Genomic DNA, 20915 nt, shown 5'->3' with positions numbered 1-20915 from the left:
TTTTACCCGTGGAGACGTCACGCAAGAGGCAGGCCCAGCAGGCGCAGGCAGGCCTGGACAATCGCCTCGGCCAGCGCCCGGCCATCTTCTTCGCCGGCGGCAATCACGTCGTCGGTGGCGCCGTGCACACCGGCGTAGATCAGCGAGGCCATCACGCCCGGCTGCGCCAGGGACCAGCAGCCGGCACGCTGGCCGCCGTCGAGGATACCCAGCAACTGGGTCAGGATCGCGCTCTTTTCCGGGTTGCCGCGGTCGTGGTGATGGTGGTTGGGGTAGACGATGTCGTGCAGGCGGTAAGTGTCGAGGTAGGCCTGCACGCTGGTGCCGATCCAGCAGGAAACCTTGGCCACCCAGTCGTCTTCCGGGCAGGCAGCCACGGCCGTCTCCAGGCGCTGCAGGTAGTTCTGGGTATAGCGCTGCCCCAGGGCCACCAGCAGCTCGTTCTTGGATGGAAAGTAGTGGTAGAAGGTGCCCTTGGCCACGTCGGCGCGCTGGACGATCTCGCTGATGGTGGTGGCTTCCACGCCCTGGCTGAGAAACAGGCTCTCGGCGGCGGTCATCAGCTCTTCCAGGCGCACCTCGGCCGGCTTGGTGCGCGGCCGTGGCTGGGCGGCAGGCTGGGAAACCGGGGAGGACTTCACGCTCATTGATGCATCCGGGCTGCTCGACAAAGGTCGACATTCTAGGGCAACGGCGACGGAAAAGAGAGTTGAGAATCGATATCATTTTCCATTGACCGACGGTCAGTCGAAATACTATGCTCGCCGCGAAAGCCCATTCCAGCCCCTGCGGGAGACTCTTCATGGACCGCTATCGCCGCCCTGCCCTGGTAGCCGCCGCCTACCTCGGGACCTTCCTTGCGTCCCTTGACATCAGCATCGTCAACGTCGCCCTGCCGACCTTGCAGCACGCCCTGGCCACCGGCCTGGGCGGCCTGCAATGGGTGATCAATGCCTACGCCATCTGCCTTTCGGCGTGCATGCTGTCGGCCGGGCCGCTGGGCGACCGCTTCGGCCACAAGCGCTGCTGGCTGATCGGCGTGCTGCTGTTCTGCCTCGGCTCGTTGCTCTGTGCCCTGGCCCAGGAACTCGCGCTGCTGCTGGCCGGGCGCGCGGTGCAGGGGCTGGCCGGGGCCCTGCTGATTCCCGGGGCGATGCCGATCCTCAGCCACGCCTTTCCCGAACCACGGCAGCGGGCCCACGTGATCGGCGGCTGGTCGGCGTTCAGCGCCCTGGCACTGATCCTCGGCCCGTTGCTGGGTGGCCTGCTGCTGGAACACCTGGGCTGGCAGAGCATTTTCCTGATCAACCTGCCCATCGGCCTGCTGGCCCTGCTGCTCGGCGGCTGGGGCATCAGCGAGCGCAAGCATCCCCAGCACGCAGCGCTCGATCCGCTGGGCCAGGTCCTCAGCATGCTCTGCCTCGGGGCCCTGACCTACGGGCTGATCGTCGCCGGCGAAAGTGGCTTCGACAGCCGCGCAGCCCTCGCTTCCTGGCTGCTGGCGAGCCTGGCCCTGCTGGGCCTGATCCTGGTGGAGCGTCGAGTGCAGCGGCCGCTGGTGCCGCTCACGCTGTTGCGCCAGCGGCCCTTCGCGGTGGCCAACCTGGCTTCGTTCATCCTCGGGTTTTCCTGCTACAGCAGCCTGTTCTTCTTCTCGATCTTCCTTCAGCAGATCCAGGGCTGGTCTGCTGCTGACAGCGGCCTGCGCATGCTCCCGCAGTTCGCGGTCACCGGCGTGGTATCGATGCTTTTCGGTCGCCTGCACCGGTACATCCCCCTGCCCTGGCTGATGATCAGCGGCTATGGCCTGGTGGGCCTGGCCATGAGCGCCATGGCCGGCTTCGACGCTCATACGCCCTATTGGCTGGTGGGTTCGCTGTTCGCGCTGCTGGGGCTGGGCATGGGCCTGGCGGTGCCGGCCACTGGGCTGGTGGTCATGGCCTGCGCACCGGCGGAGCGCGCCGGAATCGCCTCGGCCTGCATGAACGCCCTGCGCCAGACCGGCATGAGCGTCGGCATCGCCCTGCTCGGCAGCCTGATGAGCGCCCGGGCAGTGCAGGTGCTCAGCGAGTCCGGCGCGGCGGCCGGGTTCCACGGCGCCGCCAAACTGGCCCGGCAGGCGGTGACCGAGCACCGCCTGCCACTGCACGCCCCGCTGTTCGGCGAACTCTATGGCGCCGCCATGACCAGCGGTTTCCGCCTGGCCATGGCCCTGGCCGGCTGCGCCAGCCTGCTGGCCATGGGGCTGTTGTTGCTGACCCGCCAGCACGTGGCCCGCGCCCCGGTCGTCGAGGCCTGCCAGTAGCGCCGGCGGCGGGGCCGCTCGTTGACAAGCGCCGGGGCGCCGCCGACCATCTGCCGCCGCCCGCACCGGCCGGTGTCCCTATCGAGGAGTGACAAGGGTGAACAGGATGAGCGCATGGCTGTTGTCGCTGACCGCTGCCTGCAGCGCGGCCCAGGCCACGAGCGCGGTCGACGCGGCCCGCCAGTCGCTGAAGAACTACGGCCTGGCCCACTGCCTGGCCGAGCGCTTCACCGAGCCCTCGGCCATGCGTCAGGACGTCGGCCACGCGCTCGGCATGTACGGCGTGCTGGGCGCAGGCCTGTACGACGTGCAGCAGAACGAAGACACCCTGGAAACCCTGCACGATCCCTACACCGCCACCAGCGACTACGTGGCCGCCGCCTACGAGCACGCCTCGGGACGCAGCAAATACAGGCGCGACAAGGTGGTGCTGCATGCCTGCCTTGAGGTCTACAACTCCCGGGCTTTCGATGCCTTCATCCAGACCCAGGACCGCTACATCCGGCCTGACGGCTAAGGCACCGAGCCTGCCCGGCGCATGTCGCAAAGACGTTGTTCGAGGTCGAATCCAGCCTGCCGCCCCGGCGCCAGCTGTCCATACTCAAGGGCCCATTCCCCGGTAATGGAAGACCTCCGTGAACCTGCCATCGGTCCTGTCTGAGAACACCCCGCTCCTGGTCAACCCGCTGCGTCTGGAGCACGACGACCTGCGGCACTTTCAAGAGCGCGGCTTCATCAAGCTGCGCCAACTGCTGACCCCGACAGCCATCGAGCACCTGCGTGAACTGGCCGACAGCCAACTGCGCCCCTGCCGCACCAGCGCCCCCGCCCATGGCGACGGCTTCAGTCGCCTGACCCACCAGCTGGGGCAGATCGGCATCCTCGAACGCCTCTACCGGCAACCGGCCTTCGCCCAGGTGCTGACCCGCCTCACGGGCTGCCGGCTGATCGTCAGCGAGGCCCAGAGCTTCGAGCTGCAGACCGGCCGCTCGGGCTTTGCCTGGCACTACGACTCGCTGAACTTTCGCTACATCCGCCCCCAGGACCCGGCCTTCAGCCTGTGGTTGCCGTTGCAGCCGGTCCGCCCGCAAGGCCAGGGCGGCGGCATGGCCTGGGTGCCGCTGTCACAGTGCTCGGCCCAGGCCAATTTCCAGTTCTCGCGCCTGCTGGCCGAGCGACAGGCCCAGGGCCTGCCGGTCAACGAACTGTCCAACCACCTGCGCCACATCTACTGCCCTCCCGGCGTGCTCAGCGAGAGTTTCGAGCAGCAGCGCATCGAAGACAGCTTCGATCCCGGCGACGCCCTGCTGTTCAGCAAATACCTCTGGCACCGCTCCAGCCCGCTGCTGACCGGCGACCTGCAACGGCGCCAGGCGGTGAGCCTGCGCCTGCTGGACTGGCGCGCGCGCCTCGACCCGCTGCTGCAGGAAGGCGAAACCCGCAGCGCCGGCGGCCTTGGCATGGGTCGTGAAGGCGGGCCACTGAACCCGCAGTCCTACGGCTCGCGCTTTGTCGACATCCAGCCCGGCGCGCCGATCCGCAGTTCGGCCCATTGCGGGCCGATTCTCTGACGCCGCTCAAGCGCGCTCGTCCGGCTGCGGCCCGAGCAGCAAGCCCTGCTCCCGGGCACACAGCTGCACCAGGTAATCCCAGACCACCCGCAGCCGCACCGACTTGTGCAACTCGCGGCGGGTGCTGATCCAGTAGGCGCGCTGGATGCTTTCCGCGGGTAGCAACGGCACCAGCTGCGGATCGGCGGCGGCCATGTAACACGGCAACACGGCGATTCCCAGGCCGGAACGAGCCGCTTCCTGCTGGGCAATGACGCTGGTGCTGTGGAACACCACCTGGGGGTTGCGGCAGAAGCTGTTGAGGAACATCAGTTCCTGGCTGAACAGCAGGTCATCGACATAACCGATCCAGGCATGCCGCCCCAGGTCCTCGCGGTTGCGCAACGGCGGCGCGCGGTCCAGATAGGCCTGGCTGGCGTACAGCGCCAGGCAGTAGTCGGTGAGCTTGCGGGTCACCAGCATGTCGGCATTGGGCCGCTCCAGGTGGATGCTGATCTCCGCCTCACGGTTGAGAATGCTGACAAAGCGCGGCACCGCCACCAGCTCCACTTCCAACCCCGGATAGCGCTCGAACAGGCCATACATGCGGCTGGCGAGGAACTTCACCCCCAGCCCCTCGGTGACGCCGACGCGGATCTTGCCCAGGGGCGCACTGGACTGGGTGATTTCTTCCTGCACCAGCAAGGCGACGTTTTCCATGGCCTCGGCGTGCTTGAGCAGCGCCTCGCCGGCCGGGGTCAGCTCATAGCCCTGGGCGTGCTGGACGAACAGCGCGGTGCCCAGGGCCTTCTCCACCGCCTCGATGTGCCGGGCCACCGTGGCGTGGGTGGTGTTCAGCCGCCGCGCCGCGGTAAGCAGGCGCCCGCTGCGTTGCAGCTCAAGAAAAAAGCGCAGGTCATTCCAGTCGAACATGGGGGTTTCCTTGTCGGAGTCGAAGGCCAACGATGTTAGAAAACGCACAGCGGGTGGGCAAAAACTAACATTCTTTTGACGAAAGCTAACAACTAGGATGAGGCAACAAGAATCAGAACAAGAAGAGGTCACGGATGCTTCCTGCCTTTGACGCCTACGACTACATCGTGGTCGGCGCCGGTCCCGCCGGCTGTCTGCTGGCCAATCGCCTGTCGGCCAATCCCCAGCACCGGGTGCTGCTGCTGGAAGCCGGCGGACGCGACAACTACCCCTGGATCCACATCCCCGTGGGCTACCTGTTCTGCATCGGCAACCCGCGTACCGACTGGTGCTTCAAGACCGAAGCCGAACCGGGCCTGCAGGGCCGCAGCCTGAGCTACCCGCGGGGCAAGGTGCTGGGCGGCTGCTCATCGATCAACGGCATGATCTACATGCGCGGCCAGGCCGCCGACTACGACGGCTGGGCCGCCGCAGGCAACCCGGGCTGGGGCTGGAACGAAGTCCTGCCGCTGTTCAAGAAAAGCGAAAACCACTTTGCCGGGGGCAGCGAACTGCACGGCGCCGCCGGTGAATGGCGGGTCGAGCGCCAGCGCCTGTCATGGCCGATCCTCGATGCCTTCCGCAATGCCGCCGAACAGAGCGGCATCCGCAACATCGACGACTTCAACGGCGGCGACAACGAAGGCTGCGGCTACTTCCAGGTCAACCAGAAGGCCGGGGTACGCTGGAACGCCGCCAAGGCCTTCCTCAAGCCGATCGCCCAGCGCCCCAACCTGGTGGTGCTGACCGGGGTCGAGGTGCAGCGGTTGATCCTCGAAGACGGCCGCGCCACGGCGGTGCGCGCCACCTGCCAGGGGCGCCTGGAACAGTTCAAGGCGCGCCGCGAGATCATTCTCTGCGCCGGCGCCATCGGCTCGCCGAGCATTCTGCAGCGCTCGGGCATCGGCCCGGCGCCGCTCCTGCAACGCTTGGGGGTAGGCGTCAGCCATGCCCTGCCCGGGGTCGGTGAAAACCTCCAGGACCACCTGCAACTGCGCTTGATCTACCAGCTGGAAAACGCCCGCACCCTGAACCAGATCGCCGGCAGCCTGTGGGGCAAGATGGGCATGGGCCTGCGCTACCTGTATGACCGCAGCGGCCCGCTGTCCATGGCCCCCAGCCAGCTCGGCGCCTTTGCCCGCTCGGGCCCGGAGCAGGCCAGGGCCAACCTCGAATACCACGTGCAGCCGCTGTCCCTGGAGCGCTTCGGCGAGCCCTTGCACAGCTTCCCGGCCTTTACCGCCTCGGTCTGCGACCTGCGCCCGCAGAGCCGTGGCCGGGTCGAGATCCGCTCCGTGGAAGCCGGCGCGGCGCCGTTGATCCAGCCTAACTACCTGAGCCACCCCGAGGACCTGCGGGTGGCCGCCGACGCCATCCGCCTGACCCGGCGCATCGTTGGCGCCCCGGCCCTGCAGCCGTTCAAGCCCAGCGAATACCTGCCGGGGCCGCAACTGCAAACCGAAGAGCAACTGCATGAAGCCGCGGCGCGTATCGGCACCACCATCTTCCACCCGGTGGGCACCTGCCGCATGGGCAGCGACGCCCACGCCGTGGTGGACGCGCAACTGCGGGTGCACGGCATTCCCGGGCTGCGCATTGCCGATGCCTCGATCATGCCGCGCATCACCTCGGGCAATACCTGCTCGCCGACCCTGATGATCGCCGAGAAGGCTGCCGAACTGATCCTCGCCAGCGTCCCCAGGAGCAGCGTCCCACACAAGGAACCCGCGACCCCGGCATGAACCTGGGAGCCGGCTTGCCGGCTCCTGCGGTCGGGATGCACACGAGGGTTCATCGCACGGTCGCGGTGAATCGCAACAACGGCGCCGGTCACGGCGTCGGCAGTGGACAACAACAATAATCACTGTAAGGAAGCCCCCCTATGTCAGAGCACGCCCAGTCCCTGAATGCCGCGGTGGACGACTCCATCGTCAAAGGCAGCCAGAAGGTCATCTTCGCTTCGTCCCTCGGCACGGTGTTCGAGTGGTATGACTTCTTTCTCTACGGCGCCCTGGCGGCGGTGATCAGCAAGCAGTTCTTCGCCGGGGTCAACGACACCACGGCGTTCATCTTCGCGCTGATGGCCTTCGCCGCCGGCTTCGTCGTACGCCCGTTCGGCGCCCTGGTGTTCGGCCGCCTGGGGGACATGATCGGGCGCAAGTACACCTTCCTCGCCACCATCATCCTCATGGGCCTGGCGACCTTCGCCGTGGGCCTGCTGCCCAACTACGCCAGCATCGGCATCGCCGCGCCGATCATCCTGGTGGCCCTGCGCATGCTCCAGGGCCTGGCCCTGGGCGGTGAATACGGCGGCGCCGCGACCTATGTCGCCGAACACGCGCCCCAGGGCAAGCGTGGCTTGCACACCAGCTGGATCCAGTCCACCGCGACCCTGGGCCTGCTGCTGTCGTTGCTGGTGGTGCTGGCCTGCCGTTACTTCACGGGCGATCAGTTCGAGGTCTGGGGCTGGCGCTTGCCGTTCCTGCTGTCCATCGTCTTGCTGGGCATTTCCACCTGGATCCGCATGAGCCTGCACGAGTCGCCGGCTTTCCTGAAAATGAAGGAAGAAGGCCGTGCCAGCAAGGCGCCGATCCGCGAGTCCTTCGGCACATGGGAAAACCTCAAGGTGGTGCTGATCGCCCTGTTCAGCATCAACGCCGGGCAGGCGGTGACCTTCTACGCCGCGCAGTTCTACGTTTTGTTCTTCCTCACCCAGTTCCTCAAGATGGACCCGGCCCTGGCCAACAGCCTGCTGATCATCAGCGTGGTGATCGGCGCGCCGATGTTCATCTTCTTCGGCTGGCTCTCGGACAAGGTCGGCCGCAAGCCGGTGCTGATGCTCGGCCTGTTGCTGGCCACGCTGCTGTACTTTCCGATCTTCAAGGCCCTGGCCCACTACGCCAACCCGGCCATCGACCAGGCCAGCCGCCAGGCGCCGATCAGCGTCACCGCCGACCCGGCCACCTGCACCTTCCAGTTCGACCCGGTGGGCAAGGCGCGCTTCGACAGCCCCTGCGACAAGGTCAAGACCTTCCTGGTGAAACAGGGCCTGCCCTACAGCAGTATCGCCGCCCCGGCCGGCAGCCCGGTGCAGGTCAGCGTCGGTGAAGTGAAGATCGAAGGCTTCGACGAAGCCGCCCTGCGCGGCGCGGTGACCCTGGCCGGCTATCCGCAACAGGCCGACACCCAGAACGTCAACAAACCCATGGTGGTGCTGCTGATCGTGGCGCTGATCCTGATTGCCGCCATGTGCTACGGCCCGCTGGCGGCGCTGATGGTGGAGCTGTTTCCGACGCGGATCCGCTACACCTCGATGTCCCTGCCGTACCACATCGGCAACGGCTGGTTCGGCGGTTTCCTGCCGACCGTGTCCTTTGCCCTGGTGGTCTACACCGGCGATATCTTCTATGGCCTGTGGTACCCGGTGCTGATTACCGGGGTCAGCCTGGTGGTGGGGTTGTTGTGCCTGCGCGAAACCCGCGATGTGGACATCAACCACGGCTGATGGCCAAGCCAGCTCCTACAGCAGTCAGTGACATTGGCGGGGCTGTAGGAGCCGGCTGCTCGGCGCAGGCGGACCTCAGGTGTTGTTGCAGCCCTTGGCGATGGAGTCTTCATTGGAGGTGTAGGGCCGCGACGGCTCCAGGTTCCACTCCGGCTTGTTGCGGGCAATGTTGAAGTGGCAGACCAGTTGCCGGCGCATGCTGCCCACGCTGCTGTCGCGGTTGTCCGGGTTGTTCTTCCAGTGCGCGTCCAGGTAGTGGTCGCTGGCCAGTTCGTTGAAGAAGTTGTTGGTCTGGTTGTCCTTGACGTTGCGCCCGCAATCGGTGGGCGTGACTTCCAGGGTCATGACCTTCTTGCCAAAGCCCGGGTCGTCACGCTCGACCCATACCGCGCTCTGCACATACCGCTCGCAGCTGTTCTTTTCGGTGATCGGGTAAATCACCTGCTTCTTGTTGTCGTAGACAAAACTCGCGTCCTGCTGGGGCGTCTGCGGCAGCTTCATGTTGATCAGCGGCAGGTACTGCTGCACGGCCTTGTACCACTGGATCTGGTTCAGGCGCGCGCCTTCCAGGCCGCCGTCCTCGGTGTAGAACAGGGTCAGGATCGAGGGCGACTGCGGCGGTTTTTCCTCCCACTTGGCCAGGCGCAACTCGTTCTGGGTGCCGAAGGATTCGGCGGCGATCTGCGCCATGGAACGAATGCTCTGGTAGAACGCCGGGCCGGCAGCGCTGTTGCGCTCGTCGCGCACATCGAAGGAACACTGGCGCGAGTGATCGCCACGGTTCTGCCGGTAGTGGGCGCCCCACTGCTCGGCGCTGGTCACGCCGATTTCGTGGCAGTATTTCTCGACACTGCCCGGGGTGCGCCGTGAATCGGTGCAGCCCTGCTGCTGGCGGTCGTCGGTGGCGGCGTCGATAGGGAAGGAACAGAGCACCGCGTAGTCCTGGTGGTCCTTGGGGTTGCCGAAGATGGTGTCGAAGATGAAGCCGCTCTGCAGTCCGTAGGCCAGCTTGCGGAACTTCGAATCCTTGCGCAGGTAGGACGCCGACACCCCGCCGCTGGCCTGGCTTTTCGGGCTGATGCTGTAGAACTGATAGTCGGTGGACGGCCAGGTGGCGCGGAACAGCACCCCGGAGCACAGGAACGCCGGCTTCGACGGGCCGCCGCAATCCTGCCGGGTGTCGTTGTACAACTGGTTGAGGCGGGCCACCGTGTCGCTGCCCTGGTCGGCCTGCGCCGTGGACAACAGGCACAGGCTGGCCAGGCCGATGGCACAGGCAATGGGGGTTCTGCGTGCTTTCATGGGGAGACTTCCGTGTGGTGTGTAATCCCGAGCCAGCCAGGTCATGGGCCGGCCATAAGCAGAAGATAGAAGCGCTGGTTGGCCCTGACGGTTTTTCCCTTGCCCTTGTCCCCGATCCCCACCACCCCGGGCAGGAGCATCGAGGCGGCTTGAATAAAGCGCCGCCTTGCGCCACTGTCTCGGCACTTTTTCCGGCGGAGTCCGAACATGCTGTTGATCTTTCCCACGGTGCTGGCCCTGGCCTTGATCCTGGTGTTCTGGCGCCGTCAGAACGCCCTCCGCGCCTTGCGCCGGGAAGCCCATATCCGCAACTTCACCCTGCCGCCGCGGTTGTTCGAACCCCTGCGCACCCAGCATCCACACCTGAACCTCAAGGATTGCCAGTTGGTGGCCCAGGGCTTGCGCCAGTTCTTCCTGGCCTACCTCAAGGGCGGCCAGTACTACGTGTCGATGCCGTCCCAGGTGGTGGACGATCTGTGGCATGAATTCATCCTGCACACCCGGGATTACCAGCAGTTCTGCGACAAGGCCTTCGGCCAGTTCCTCCATCACACGCCCGCCGCGGTGCTCGGCCAGGACGCCGCGCGCAAAAGCGACAACGGCCTGCGTCGGGTCTGGCGCCAGGCCTGCCTGGAAGAGAACATCAACCCCGCCCAACCCAGCCGCCTGCCGCTGCTGTTCGCCCTGGACGCCAAGCTGAAGATCGCCCGGGGCTTTCACTACGTCGCCGACTGCCAGTCCCTGCGGCGCCTGGCGGAAAACGGCAACACGACCACGCTGGTGCACTGCGGCAGCGACCTGCACAGCAGTTCCTTCGACAGCGATGCTTCCGGCAGTGGCAGCGACAGTGACAGCTCGCGTTTCGGCGGCGACGGTGACAGTGGCGGCAGCGATGGCGGCGGGGGCGACAGCAGCGGTTGCGGGGGTGGCGGTTGTGGCGGCGGCGGGGGTGACTGAGGGCTCGTGAAGAGCGGCGCCGGTCGCGCCGCTCCCCTGGCACAGCGCTTGATCAGGCGATGATGTCGGTGACGGCCGCCTGGCCCACGGTACCCACGGCAAAGTCCACCGCGCCATGACCGGTGAGGTCGATCATCAGGCTGGTCTGGTTGGTCTCGGCGTAGTAGGTGAGGATCGCGTCGCCAGCGTGGCCGGTGAAGCCGCTGACGAAGTTCAGGGTGGCACCGCCAGAGGCGAACTGCGGAATGCCGGTGAGGTCGATCTTGTCCTCGCCACTGACGAAATCCATGATCCAGTCCGGCGCGTCGAAGGTCGAATCCGAGGCCGCGCCGAACACGAAGGTATCGGCCCCTGCCCCGCCCCACAGGGTATCGCCGCCGCCACCGCCATAGAGGATGTCGTTGCCGGCACCGCCTTCGAGGATATTGGCCACCGCGTTGCCGATCAGCAGGTCATTGCCCGAGCCACCGATGGCGTTTTCCACGGTCACGCCGTGGGCGATGGAGACGTTGCCCACCAGGCCGCCAACGTCGGAGAAGCCGCCCTCGTTGAGGTTGATCTTCTGGTTCTGGGTGAAGCCGGAGAAGTCCAGGGTGTCGTTGCCACCGCCGTCCCAGACGGCGAACACCAGCTTGTCGGCGTTGGAATGGGCACTGTAGAAATCGCGGCCGGTGTTGGAATTGAAGCCGTACACCGTGTCGTCGGCGCGGGTTTCATGGTTGGCGCCATAGAGCTTCTGCACCGCGACGATATCGTCGAGCAACGGTGCCGAAGCGTAGGCGCCGCTGCCGTCCTTGCTGAAGTTCTGCCCGGTATTGCCCTCGCTCCAGTAGCTCATCAGGCTGTAGCCGCGGGTGTCCTGGGCGTAGGTGACATCGTTGTAGGTGGGGTTGCCGTTGCCGGCGTTGTACACGCCCGGATGGGACAGGCCCAGGGTGTGGCCGATCTCGTGGGTCAGGGTCTGACGGCCGTAGTTGCCGTTGCCCGGGGTTTCGTTGACCCGGTACTGGTCGTTGATCAGGTACCAGGACTGGCCGTCATAGCTGCCGCCGGACGGCAGGTAGGCGAAGGCCGCACCGCCGGTGCTGACGTTGTAGTTGCCGAAAGTCATGTGGCCATCGCCGCCCTTGGCAGCCTCGCTGAAGGTGACGTTAGCCACGTCCGACCAGGACTGCAGGGACAGCAGCGCCTGGGCCTTCTGCAGCGCGCTGAACTCGCTGAAGCTGCCCAGGGCCGGGTTGTAGTTGGCCGGTTTTTCGGTGAGGAAGCTGTAGCTCAGGTCGATCTTGCCGTCGCCATTCTGGTCGTGCCAGGACAGGCCCTTGCGCAGGATCGAATCCGCCGCCTGGTCGGCGGTGAACGAAGGCTTGCCGTTCACCAGCGCGCTGCCGCCACGGTCATACAAGTGGCTGAAGGCCAGAACTTGCTGGTAGGCATGGCTGGCCTGGGAGGCCGACTCGATGCCGTTGCCGACTGCTTCCGAAAGTACTTTTGACATGACTACATCCTTGTTTCAGACAAAAAATTTCCGATAGAACACCTGCGACCCCGCCTGCGAGATCGTCCTATCACTCGCCCATTGAGGCGCAGGAAACCTGACATATCCGTCAACTGAGCGTCCACGGTTTTTTTTGTCCGACAAAAGCCCCGGAACGCTCTGGCACGGGGTAAATATTCCGCTCGCACGAGGTGGCGCCAAGGGATAGGCTAAACACCGAACCAGGGCCGCGCGGCCCTTTTCCAATAGGAGTCTGTGATGCGCAAAATCCTGTTTCTAGGCACCTTGATGCTCCTCGCCGGCTCGGCGCACGCCGAAGGCATTCCGCTGTTCAACGTCTCCTGCCCGGGCAATCTGGCGGTCAGTGCCGACCAGGGCGGCCCGGTCTATATCAATGGCAAACAGGTCAAGAGCAGTGCCGTGGATGACCGGCATTTCCAGGTCAAGACCGCGGACATGAGCCTGTCCATCAGCGTCGAGGAAGACGATTCGGTGACCGTGAAGTACACCGACAAGCACGGCGCCAGCGGTCTGTGCGAAGCCGTCGACGACTGAACAACCTTTTCTCCAGCCTCAAGAGCCGCCCATGCACATCAGCGCAATCCCCTTCGCTACCACCGACTGGTCGACCATCGAACCCACCGAGCATCGCGGCGAAACCGGCAGCGCGTTCTGGCGCACCCGGCAGTTCGGCGCGATCCGCGTGCGCATGGTGGAATACACCCCGGGCTACCTGGCCGACCACTGGTGTTCCAAGGGCCACATCCTGCTGTGCCTGGAAGGCGAGCTGCACACCGAACTGGAGGACGGCCGGCGCTTCGTGCTGACCCCGGGCATGAGCTACCAGGTGGCGGACAACGCCGAGCCGCATCGCTCGTTCAGCCCCCTGGGGGCCAAGCTGTTCGTGGTCGATTGAAGCGCCTCAGAACAGCCCCATCTGGCCACCCACCAGGGTGCTGAAATCGTCCTGCACGAACGGCAGAATGGCGTCTGCCACTGGCTGCAATTGCCGGGTCAGGTAGTGCTCGTAGTCGATCGCGGCGCGGCGGTTTTCCATGGGCTCGGGGCCGGCCAGGGTGATCACGTAGCTGATCCAGCCGCCGTTCTGGTACTGCAACGGGCGACCCTGCTCGCGGTTGTAGTCATCAGCCAGGCGCGCGGCGCGGACATGCGGCGGCACGTTGCGCTCGTAGTCATCCAGCGGGCGGCGCAGGCGCTTGCGGTAGATCAGCAAGTCGTCCAGTTGCCCGCCCAGGGTGCGTTGCACGTAGTCGCGCACATAGTCCTGGTAGGGCTGGCGGTGGAAGATCCGCTGGTACAGCTCCTGCTGAAACTCCCGAGCCAGGGGCGACCAGTCGGTACGCACGGTTTCCAGGCCCTTGTAGACCATCTCCTGGCTGCCATCGGCGCGCTGCACCAGGCCGGCGTAACGCTTTTTGCTGCCCTCCTCGGCGCCGCGGATGGTGGGCATCAGAAAGCGCTTGTAGTGGGTTTCGAACTGCAACTCCAGGGCGCTTTCCAGGCCGTACTGTTGCTGCAGATGCTCGCGCCACCACTGGTTGACGTGAGCCACCAGCGCACGGCCGATCGACGCCGCCTGCTCCTCGTCATGCAGGCTGCCGAGCCAGACGAAGGTCGAGTCGGTATCGCCATAAATCACCTGATGCCCCTGGGCTTCGATCAACTGCCGGGTGCGGGCCATGATCTCGTGGCCGCGCAGGGTGATGGAGGACGCCAGGCGCGGGTCGAAAAAGCGACAACCGCTGGAACCCAGCACCCCGTAGAAGGCGTTCATGATGATCTTCAAGGCCTGGGACAGCGGCGCGTTGTGCTCGCGCTTGGCCACCTCGCGGCCCTCGGCGACCCGGGTCACGATCGAGGGCAGGCAATGCCGGGTGCGGGAGAAGCGCGCGCCGCGAAAACCCGCCACCGAATGCTGCTCGTCCGGTTGGCGCAGGCCTTCCACCAGGCCCACCGGGTCGATCAGGAAACTGCGGATGATCGACGGGTACAGGCTCTTGTAGTCCAGCACCAGCACCGACTCGTAGAGCCCGGGCCGCGAATCCATGACAAAGCCGCCGGGGCTGGCCTGGGGCGGCAGTTCGCCCAGGTTGGGCGCAACAAAACCCTGGCGATGCATCAGCGGCATGTACAGGTGGGTGAAGGCCGCCACCGAACCGCCGCTGCGGTCGGCGGGCAGCCCGGTGACCGTGGCCCGCTCCAGCAGGAAGGTCAGCAGCTCGGTCTTGGCGAAGATCCGCGTCACCAGCTCGCAATCCTTGAGGTTGTAGCGGGCCAGGGCCGGCTTGTCCTCGGCGAACATGCGGTTGATTTCGTCCATGCGCTGGTAGGGGTTGTCGATCGACTTGCCCTCCCCCAGCAGCGTCTGAGCCACGTTTTCCAGGCTGAAGGACGGGAAGCTCCAGGTCGCTGAACGCAGAGCCTCGATGCCGTCGATGATCAAGCGGCCGGCGGCCGAGGCGAAATAGTGGGTACGACTGCCGTGCTCGCGCCACTGCATTTCCTCGCCGCCACGTCCCAGGCGCAGAGGCACCGCCAGGCGCCGGGCATGCTCGTGGAGCACCCGCAGGTCGAACTGCACCAGGTTCCAGCCAATGATCGCGTCAGGGTCGTGGTCGGCCAGCCATTGGTTGAGCTTCTGCAGCAACTGCTCGCGGCTGGCGCAGAACTCCAGGTCGAAATCCACCGCGCTGTCGTCTTCCCGGGCCTTGCCGAGCATGTACACCTGGCGCTGGCCGCAGCCTTCCAGGGCGATGGAGTACAACTCGCCACGTTCGCTGGTCTCGATGTCCAGGGACACCAGCTTGAGGGTTGGGCGGTAGTCCGGCGCCGCCTTCATCTGCGCTTCCAGCAGCAGACCGTCGGGCCCAGGCAGGCCGCCGAAAGACACCGGCGCGGTGATGAAGCGCTCCATCAGGTAGCGCTCGGGCGGCCGGACATCGGCCTCGAATACCTCGACTCCGGCGCGGCGCAGGGTTTTGTCCAGGCGTATCAGCTGATTGTGCTGCGGGCAGTACAGGCCCAGCACCGGGCGCTGATGGAAGTCGCGCAGTTGCAGGGGGCGCAGCTCGACATCCGGGTCGTCCGCCAGCAAGCGTTCGGCCTGGGGACGCTGCACCGCCGGGACAAAGGCGACGGAAGTCTGCAACGGCAAGCGGATCCGCCGCGGCCCCTGATCGGTGGCCAGCCAGAATTCGACTTCCGTGCCCGCCGGCGTGTCGCGCCAGTGCCGGGTCAGGACGAAGCCTTGTTGTACATCCACCACTGCAACCTCAGGAACATTTCAAGGCGCCGATTCTACCTGCCCAGGCCTGCATTGGGGTGGCTGGATAATGGCTTTCCGGCTTTTGTCAGACAATATGTAGTGCTTGAAAAATTTCACTACAAAACCGTTGACGAGAGGATTTCGCCCTTGCATGATGCAGACGTCTCCCCGATCGGGGGACGAGGCAAAGGTGATATGAGCAAGCTCGTCTGACCGCCGAGCTGTGACCCGGATGTGTACTGCCCACAAGGCAGATTGATGAAACTGACCTGGCATTGATCGTCCAGTACAAGGACCGGAAGCCAGCGAAAACTCTTCAAGATGCTTGTGGCCGATGGTGGGAATGTCGGCAGCTTCATCCAGGTTTACGCTGCTTCTCTTCGTTGTGACGCTATTGCGTAGCAGTTAATCAAGGCAACTACACGCATCAGGCTCTGGGCCTTATCTGTATCCGACAGACACCCTCTGTCGCCCTGTTTCCGGTATCAGGGTTCAACTTACCGACGTAGCAAGATGAATTAGCGAATCAACTTAGATAGATCGATAAATGGTCAAGGGGGCTACAAATGAATCTTAATAATCAACCCACTATTGATGAATTGGCACGTATGTTCGCCGCACAGAAAGACAGCCACGACAGCCACATCCTGTGGATTGCCAAGTCGGGCCAAGTGCACATCGACTGCCTGTCGCCCCATCGCCATGAAGCAGAGTTCGACCAGAGCAACCGGGAACTCGCGGCCCGCCTGAAGATGTACCGCCGCGGCCAGGGCTACGTCGGCAAGAAAGCCGCCGCCGACAAGGATTTCATCGGCCGGGTACTGGAGACCCTGAAAGCCGAATGGCAATCGCTGCGGGACAAATCGGAAGTTCGGGTTATTGATCGGTTTTGTTGAGTAGTGCGGTCAATTAGCTGATTAAAATTTTTTGATACAACAACAAAAATGGGGCGCTCTTCAGAGCGCCTCTTTTTATTAACTCAAATTATTCGAATCTCTGCCCAGGGGGCTTGCTTGTCGGCAAAGAGAATCACACGACAGATCCGGGATCTACCCAGCACTACCGCTAGACCTAATAACGGCGCACCTTCTCTTCTGGACTAATTTTTCTTGTAGAAATCGAGCCAATCGACAGAAGAGATCACATCTCTGTGCCTGAGAAATTCGTCATACCTAGCTTTGTTACTACTTTTACTCTCAAGATCAATAGAAACAACCTCACCCGTCCTCTCCTCGACATTTAGAGTCACTGGCTTGATCTTTGGAGGCTTGGCTTCCACGAGCCACCCAACAACTTTTGCCCTATGAAAAATAAAACTATCCCCGCCTCCCAAAGGAGAAATCTTTTCCTCCACGGAAAAAACAACCGCTGAGTCAAAGAACTCAATTCTTTTAGCCTTGTCATGAGCATCTGCGACAATAAACAATCTGTAGTCAATAATTACCAACCATCCCGTCAGTTCGACAAGCCCACCACCAACAGGTCGGATTAAAAGACCATCATACAAAGCTTCCGGGCTCTCCATGCTCTCCCCTTCACAACAGTACTAATATATTTTCACATCATCCTTGCATCAAACCCTGAGATCAGCTCCAGTTAAAATCAGGTTTTATTACACATTCCACTCCAACAGACTCAAGCCGCCTCTTGACTCTTACAACTTCAACTGCCGGACCAGAAAACACTAAATAAGACTCATCCCGAAGGACCTCTCTTGACATCAAAAAATTACAGCTCACCACTTCTGACACTGCCCTTACATGAGCCAGGTCACTATAGTCTCCGCTACAGAAAACTTTATATTCCTGATCATCCACCTCAATATCTGGAAAACGTGTAGTGACCAACGACCAACCACAACAGGAGCACCTTAATCCTTCGCAACGCCCCTCACTCAACAAAGACAGTTCGCCCCCGCAGGAGTCACAGGTTACAAGAGAGGAATTCTTCATCATGACTGTCCTTAATTAAATATTTCAAACCCTCTTCATCTCACAACATCCGACACATTAAAAACCAAAACCTGCAACCACCAATAAACCTTGCACCTAAAGAAAATAAAAAAATACAAACCACCTACACACTACGAGACCGTTATCACGATAGATGGCAAAACCTCTACACCCGTAAAACTTACAACACTTTTTATCTCAAGAACACCGCCAAGGCTTCCTTCGAAGATTCGACAACTCTCATCCACGTCGGTGTTGCCAGATACTCTGCATCTTCCAGGTCTATCCCATGCAAGAGAAACAGTTCATTAATGTTCCTGACAACATCTTCAACCGCTTGCACTTCTGCCTCCCCCAGCAGTACAAGTCCAATCCAGGAGCGGGCATCCGTTGCTAAGCCTGTATCATCGAATAAAAAATGAATGGCATAATCAAGTTCGTCATAAAACGTATCTGAAGCCTCCCTGTGAACCCAGGCTCGATATTGGTAGTTAATATCTGAGAGCCCTCGCAAGTAGCCAATCAACTCCTCCCTCATTGAAGGGAATTTCAACTTTGGAAACACCCACGACTCCATATCCATTCCCCACTTTTACCAATATTGCCGGTGCAATGAACCCGCTAATACCTCAATAGGGACTCTATAACGCCTTCAGCAACCCGCTTCGAACCTTCAGTCAGATAAAATCCTTGACCCAGTTGCAGCTCCCCATAACTCAAAAACCGATGATAGGTGAGTTCAACCTCGACAGAGAGCAGAGAAGCAAAACTGGCACCCTCTGGAATGCCGATTATCCGCACCGCCAAGCCCTCATCCAGAGAGTCCGTACGAAGGTAAGGTGCATAGCCATCACCCTCTGGCATAGTCAAACGCCCACCACTATCTGGGGACAAGAAACTGATACTCGCCCTAAAACCAGCAGTACGCATGTTCAATCCACTCACTCCTGAGCCCCTCCTACTTAGCCAGTAAGCCTCACACAAGCACTCACGCCACAACAGCCAGCCCCAGAATACAAAAAAGCCCGGACCAGGTCCGGGCTCAGTTGAATCGTCAAGACTGTGTTTAATCCGTACAAACACAAGCGTACCGTGCCGCTACAGATACCTCAGAACGCAAAACACGAACACCCAAACGCCCCCCAGAACCCCTGGAAGTCACTCACCGGCACATTGGACATGCGCGCCTTCTGGTGCCCGTGGGCATGCACCGCGCACGGTCCGCTGCATTGGTGCACCTGGTTCTGCAGCGGTGCGTTGGGTTTCCAGTGCCCCGGCACCTTGGCCACCGGCGACCAGTCCGGGGTCACCGGCAGGCTCGGCGGAGCCAGTTTGGCGAAGTCGCCGGCCGCGTGGACCACCTTGCCGTCCACCAGGGTCAGCAGGGATTCGATCCACTTGATCGCCTCTTCCTCGACGCTGAAGTAGTCCGCCGACAGGGCCACCAGGTCCGCCAGTTGCCCGACCTTGATCTGGCCTTTCTTGCCCTGCTCCGAAGAGAACCAGGCGCTGCCGTGGGTGTAGAGCTCCAGCGCGGTGTCGCGGCTCAAGCCCTGGGGATACAGCTCCAGGCCACCCACCGTGCGGCCACTGACCATCCAGTACAGCGAGGTCCAGGGGTTGTAGCTGGACACCCGGGTGGCGTCGGTGCCGGCGCCCACCGGAATGCCTTCGGCGAGCATGCGCTGGATCGGCGGGGTCATCTCGGCGGCCTTGGCGCCGTAGCGTTCGACGAAGTATTCGCCCTGGAAGGCCATGCGGTCCTGGATGGCGATGCCTCCGCCCAGGGCCCGCACCCGCTCGATGTTCTTCGGGCTGATGGTTTCCGCGTGATCGAAGAACCACGGCAGGCCGTTGAAGGGGATGTCGCGGTCGACCTTTTCGAAAACGTCGAGCATCCGCGAGATGGATTCGTCGTAGGTGGCGTGCAGGCGGAACGGCCAGCGCTGCTCCACCAGGTGGCGCACCACCGGTTCCAGCTCTTGCTCCATGGCCTGCGGCAGGTCGGGGCGCGGTTCGAGGAAGTCCTCGAAGTCGGCGGCGGAGAACACCAGCATCTCCCCTGCCCCGTTGTGCCGCAGGAAGTCGTCGCCCTGGCCGTAGGTGACACTGGACGTCCAGTGCTTGAAGTCGGCCAGTTCTTCCTTGGGCTTCTGGGTGAACAGGTTGTAGGCGATGCGCACGGTGAGCTGCTGCTGAGCCGCCAGCTGGTTGATCACCTGATAGTCGTCCGGGTAGTTCTGGAAGCCGCCACCGGCGTCGATGGCGCTGGTGACCCCGAGGCGGTTGAGTTCGCGCATGAACTGGCGGGTGGAGTTGACCTGGTATTCCAGGGGCAGCTTGGGCCCCTTGGCCAGGGTCGCATAGAGGATCATCGCGTTGGGCCGGGCGATCAGCATGCCGGTGGGGTTGCCATTGCCATCGCGAACAATCTCGCCGCCGGGCGGGTTCGGCGTGTTGCGGTCGTAGCCCACCACCCGCAGCGCGGCGCGGTTGAGCAAGGCGCGGTCATACAGGTGCAGGACGAACACCGGGGTGTCCGGCGCCGCCTGGTTCAGTTCCTCCAGGGTCGGCATGCGTTTCTCGGCGAACTGGAATTCGTTCCAGCCGCCCACCACCCGCACCCACTGCGGCGCCGGGGTGCGCAGGGCCTGTTCCTTGAGCAGGCGCAGGGCATCGGCCAGGGACGGCACGCCTTCCCAACGCAGCTCCAGGTTGTAGTTGAGGCCACCGCGGATCAGGTGCAGGTGCGAGTCGTTGAGCCCGGGGATCACCGTGCGCCCCATCAGGTCGATGACCTGGGTGCCGGCGCCGCGCAGGGCCATGGCCTCGGCGTCATTGCCCACGGTAATGAAGCGCCCGTCCTTGATCGCCACCGCGCTCGCCCGGGGCTGGGCCCGGTCCACGGTGTGCAGGCGGCCGTTGAACAGAATCAGGTCGGCAATTGCATTGGGTTTCATGGCGTTGCTCCAAACGAAGGTCGGGAAGGAATCAGGCCGCGCGGCGCGGTTGCAGCCAGCGGCTGAACAGGCGCGTGACCCGGGGCATGAAGACGTAGACCACCAGCAGCACGATGCTCAGGGTGATCAGCACCGTGGCCGGCACATAGCCGCCAAGCCAGGGCAGCAGGGCAAACACCGGCTTCCACAACTGCGGCACCAGGAAGCTCAGCGGCAGGATCACCAGGAAGGTCACGCAGGCCTGTTTCCAGCGTGGCGGTGGCGTTGGCGCCGCGCTGTCCTGGGGGGTGAACCAGAATTCGCGGTCGGCGTTGATTTCGGTCTGGTCGCCGTCGGCCAGCAGGTGCTGGGCCTGCTGTACCAGCTCGCGGCGGTCGGCGGAATCCAGCCAGTTCTGCAACTGCTCGGTGCTGGCAAAGCGCAGCACGCTGGTGAACAGCCCGAGACCGCCGCTGTGGCCGCGGACCACGTCGATGCCCAGGTGTCCCGGGTAGCTGCGGGCCTTGGCGATGATCTGCCGCAGCCAGGTTTCATAGGCCTGTTCCTGGCCCTGCTTGATCCGGTGGCGCACCAGCAGGGTCACGACACCGTCGGTGAGTTCGATGTTCATCAGTAGGCTCCAGCATCG

Annotated in this window: 19 protein-coding genes; 9 read left to right on the top strand and 10 right to left on the bottom strand. The window is 63.2% G+C overall.

Annotated elements, in window-relative coordinates:
- Positions 1–17 precede the first annotated feature (17 nt).
- On the bottom strand, positions 18–647 hold the full coding sequence (locus LXM55_RS23715) for a TetR/AcrR family transcriptional regulator (RefSeq protein ID WP_233322599.1): 630 nt from the start codon (positions 645–647) through the stop codon (positions 18–20).
- Between the two features lie 155 nt (positions 648–802).
- On the opposite strand from LXM55_RS23715, the gene LXM55_RS23710 reads away from it, so the two are divergent.
- The 3 genes from LXM55_RS23710 to LXM55_RS23700 all read left to right on the top strand — a co-directional run bounded on the left by LXM55_RS23710 (position 803) and on the right by LXM55_RS23700 (position 3876).
- Entirely contained in the window at positions 803–2305 is a 1503-nt protein-coding gene (locus tag LXM55_RS23710; protein WP_233322598.1) for an MFS transporter, read from the top strand.
- A 106-nt stretch (positions 2306–2411) separates the two neighbouring features.
- Positions 2412–2822, top strand: coding sequence for a hypothetical protein (locus LXM55_RS23705; RefSeq protein ID WP_233322597.1), 411 nt, complete (start codon positions 2412–2414; stop codon positions 2820–2822).
- Between the two features lie 118 nt (positions 2823–2940).
- Complete coding sequence (locus tag LXM55_RS23700; RefSeq protein WP_233322596.1) at positions 2941–3876, top strand: phytanoyl-CoA dioxygenase family protein; 936 nt, start codon at positions 2941–2943, stop codon at positions 3874–3876.
- Between the two features lie 6 nt (positions 3877–3882).
- Here the strand turns inward: LXM55_RS23700 and LXM55_RS23695 are convergent, their stop codons facing one another.
- Positions 3883–4788 (bottom strand): LysR family transcriptional regulator, encoded by a 906-nt coding sequence (locus LXM55_RS23695; protein ID WP_233322595.1) that lies wholly within the window; start codon positions 4786–4788, stop codon positions 3883–3885.
- Positions 4789–4922: 134 nt separating this feature from the next.
- On the opposite strand from LXM55_RS23695, the gene LXM55_RS23690 reads away from it, so the two are divergent.
- Both LXM55_RS23690 and LXM55_RS23685 read left to right on the top strand, forming a co-directional pair.
- Positions 4923–6569: a GMC family oxidoreductase gene (locus tag LXM55_RS23690; protein ID WP_233322594.1), complete on the top strand. Its 1647-nt coding sequence runs from the start codon at positions 4923–4925 to the stop codon at positions 6567–6569.
- Between the two features lie 140 nt (positions 6570–6709).
- Positions 6710–8332, top strand: a complete 1623-nt coding sequence (locus tag LXM55_RS23685) for an MFS transporter (protein WP_233322593.1) — start codon at positions 6710–6712, stop codon at positions 8330–8332.
- Positions 8333–8407: 75 nt separating this feature from the next.
- Here LXM55_RS23685 and LXM55_RS23680 read toward each other — a convergent pair whose 3' ends face one another.
- Positions 8408–9634: a DUF2599 domain-containing protein gene (locus LXM55_RS23680; protein WP_233322592.1), complete on the bottom strand. Its 1227-nt coding sequence runs from the start codon at positions 9632–9634 to the stop codon at positions 8408–8410.
- A 207-nt stretch (positions 9635–9841) separates the two neighbouring features.
- On the opposite strand from LXM55_RS23680, the gene LXM55_RS23675 reads away from it, so the two are divergent.
- Positions 9842–10591 (top strand): glycine-rich domain-containing protein, encoded by a 750-nt coding sequence (locus tag LXM55_RS23675; protein ID WP_233322591.1) that lies wholly within the window; start codon positions 9842–9844, stop codon positions 10589–10591.
- Positions 10592–10643: 52 nt separating this feature from the next.
- Here the strand turns inward: LXM55_RS23675 and LXM55_RS23670 are convergent, their stop codons facing one another.
- The gene (locus LXM55_RS23670; RefSeq protein ID WP_233322590.1) at positions 10644–12089 is read right to left on the bottom strand and encodes a serralysin family metalloprotease; all 1446 of its coding nucleotides are present in this window, start codon (positions 12087–12089) and stop codon (positions 10644–10646) included.
- Positions 12090–12347: 258 nt separating this feature from the next.
- Here LXM55_RS23670 and LXM55_RS23665 point away from each other — a divergent pair, with 258 nt between their 5' ends.
- Together LXM55_RS23665 and LXM55_RS23660 are read left to right on the top strand one after the other, a co-directional pair.
- On the top strand, positions 12348–12644 hold the full coding sequence (locus LXM55_RS23665; protein ID WP_233322589.1) for a hypothetical protein: 297 nt from the start codon (positions 12348–12350) through the stop codon (positions 12642–12644).
- 31 nt (positions 12645–12675) lie between these two features.
- Positions 12676–13005, top strand: coding sequence for a DHCW motif cupin fold protein (locus LXM55_RS23660; RefSeq protein ID WP_233322588.1), 330 nt, complete (start codon positions 12676–12678; stop codon positions 13003–13005).
- A 6-nt stretch (positions 13006–13011) separates the two neighbouring features.
- On the opposite strand, the gene LXM55_RS23655 is transcribed toward LXM55_RS23660, so the two are convergent.
- Positions 13012–15372, bottom strand: a complete 2361-nt coding sequence (locus LXM55_RS23655; RefSeq protein WP_233322587.1) for a DNA polymerase II — start codon at positions 15370–15372, stop codon at positions 13012–13014.
- Positions 15373–15941: 569 nt separating this feature from the next.
- Between LXM55_RS23655 and LXM55_RS23650 the strand changes: the two genes are divergently transcribed.
- Positions 15942–16271, top strand: coding sequence for a hypothetical protein (locus LXM55_RS23650; RefSeq protein WP_233322586.1), 330 nt, complete (start codon positions 15942–15944; stop codon positions 16269–16271).
- A gap of 203 nt (positions 16272–16474) precedes the next feature.
- Here the strand turns inward: LXM55_RS23650 and LXM55_RS23645 are convergent, their stop codons facing one another.
- From LXM55_RS23645 to LXM55_RS23625, 5 genes are all read right to left on the bottom strand, one after another.
- Complete coding sequence (locus LXM55_RS23645; protein WP_233322585.1) at positions 16475–16900, bottom strand: hypothetical protein; 426 nt, start codon at positions 16898–16900, stop codon at positions 16475–16477.
- 620 nt (positions 16901–17520) lie between these two features.
- On the bottom strand, positions 17521–17910 hold the full coding sequence (locus LXM55_RS23640; RefSeq protein WP_233322584.1) for an SCO4402 family protein: 390 nt from the start codon (positions 17908–17910) through the stop codon (positions 17521–17523).
- Between the two features lie 38 nt (positions 17911–17948).
- Complete coding sequence (locus LXM55_RS23635) at positions 17949–18263, bottom strand: hypothetical protein (protein ID WP_232642443.1); 315 nt, start codon at positions 18261–18263, stop codon at positions 17949–17951.
- 173 nt (positions 18264–18436) lie between these two features.
- Positions 18437–20287: an amidohydrolase gene (locus LXM55_RS23630; protein ID WP_233322583.1), complete on the bottom strand. Its 1851-nt coding sequence runs from the start codon at positions 20285–20287 to the stop codon at positions 18437–18439.
- A gap of 31 nt (positions 20288–20318) precedes the next feature.
- Positions 20319–20897 (bottom strand): antibiotic biosynthesis monooxygenase, encoded by a 579-nt coding sequence (locus LXM55_RS23625; protein ID WP_233322582.1) that lies wholly within the window; start codon positions 20895–20897, stop codon positions 20319–20321.
- Positions 20898–20915: the final 18 nt, after the last annotated feature.

It is taken from the genome of Pseudomonas sp. Au-Pse12, from assembly GCF_021341665.1.
In the GTDB taxonomy this organism is placed as follows: Bacteria; Pseudomonadota; Gammaproteobacteria; order Pseudomonadales; family Pseudomonadaceae; genus Aquipseudomonas.
Note: the sequence above shows the minus strand (reverse complement) of the source record. Positions and strands in the feature narration are given on the sequence as shown.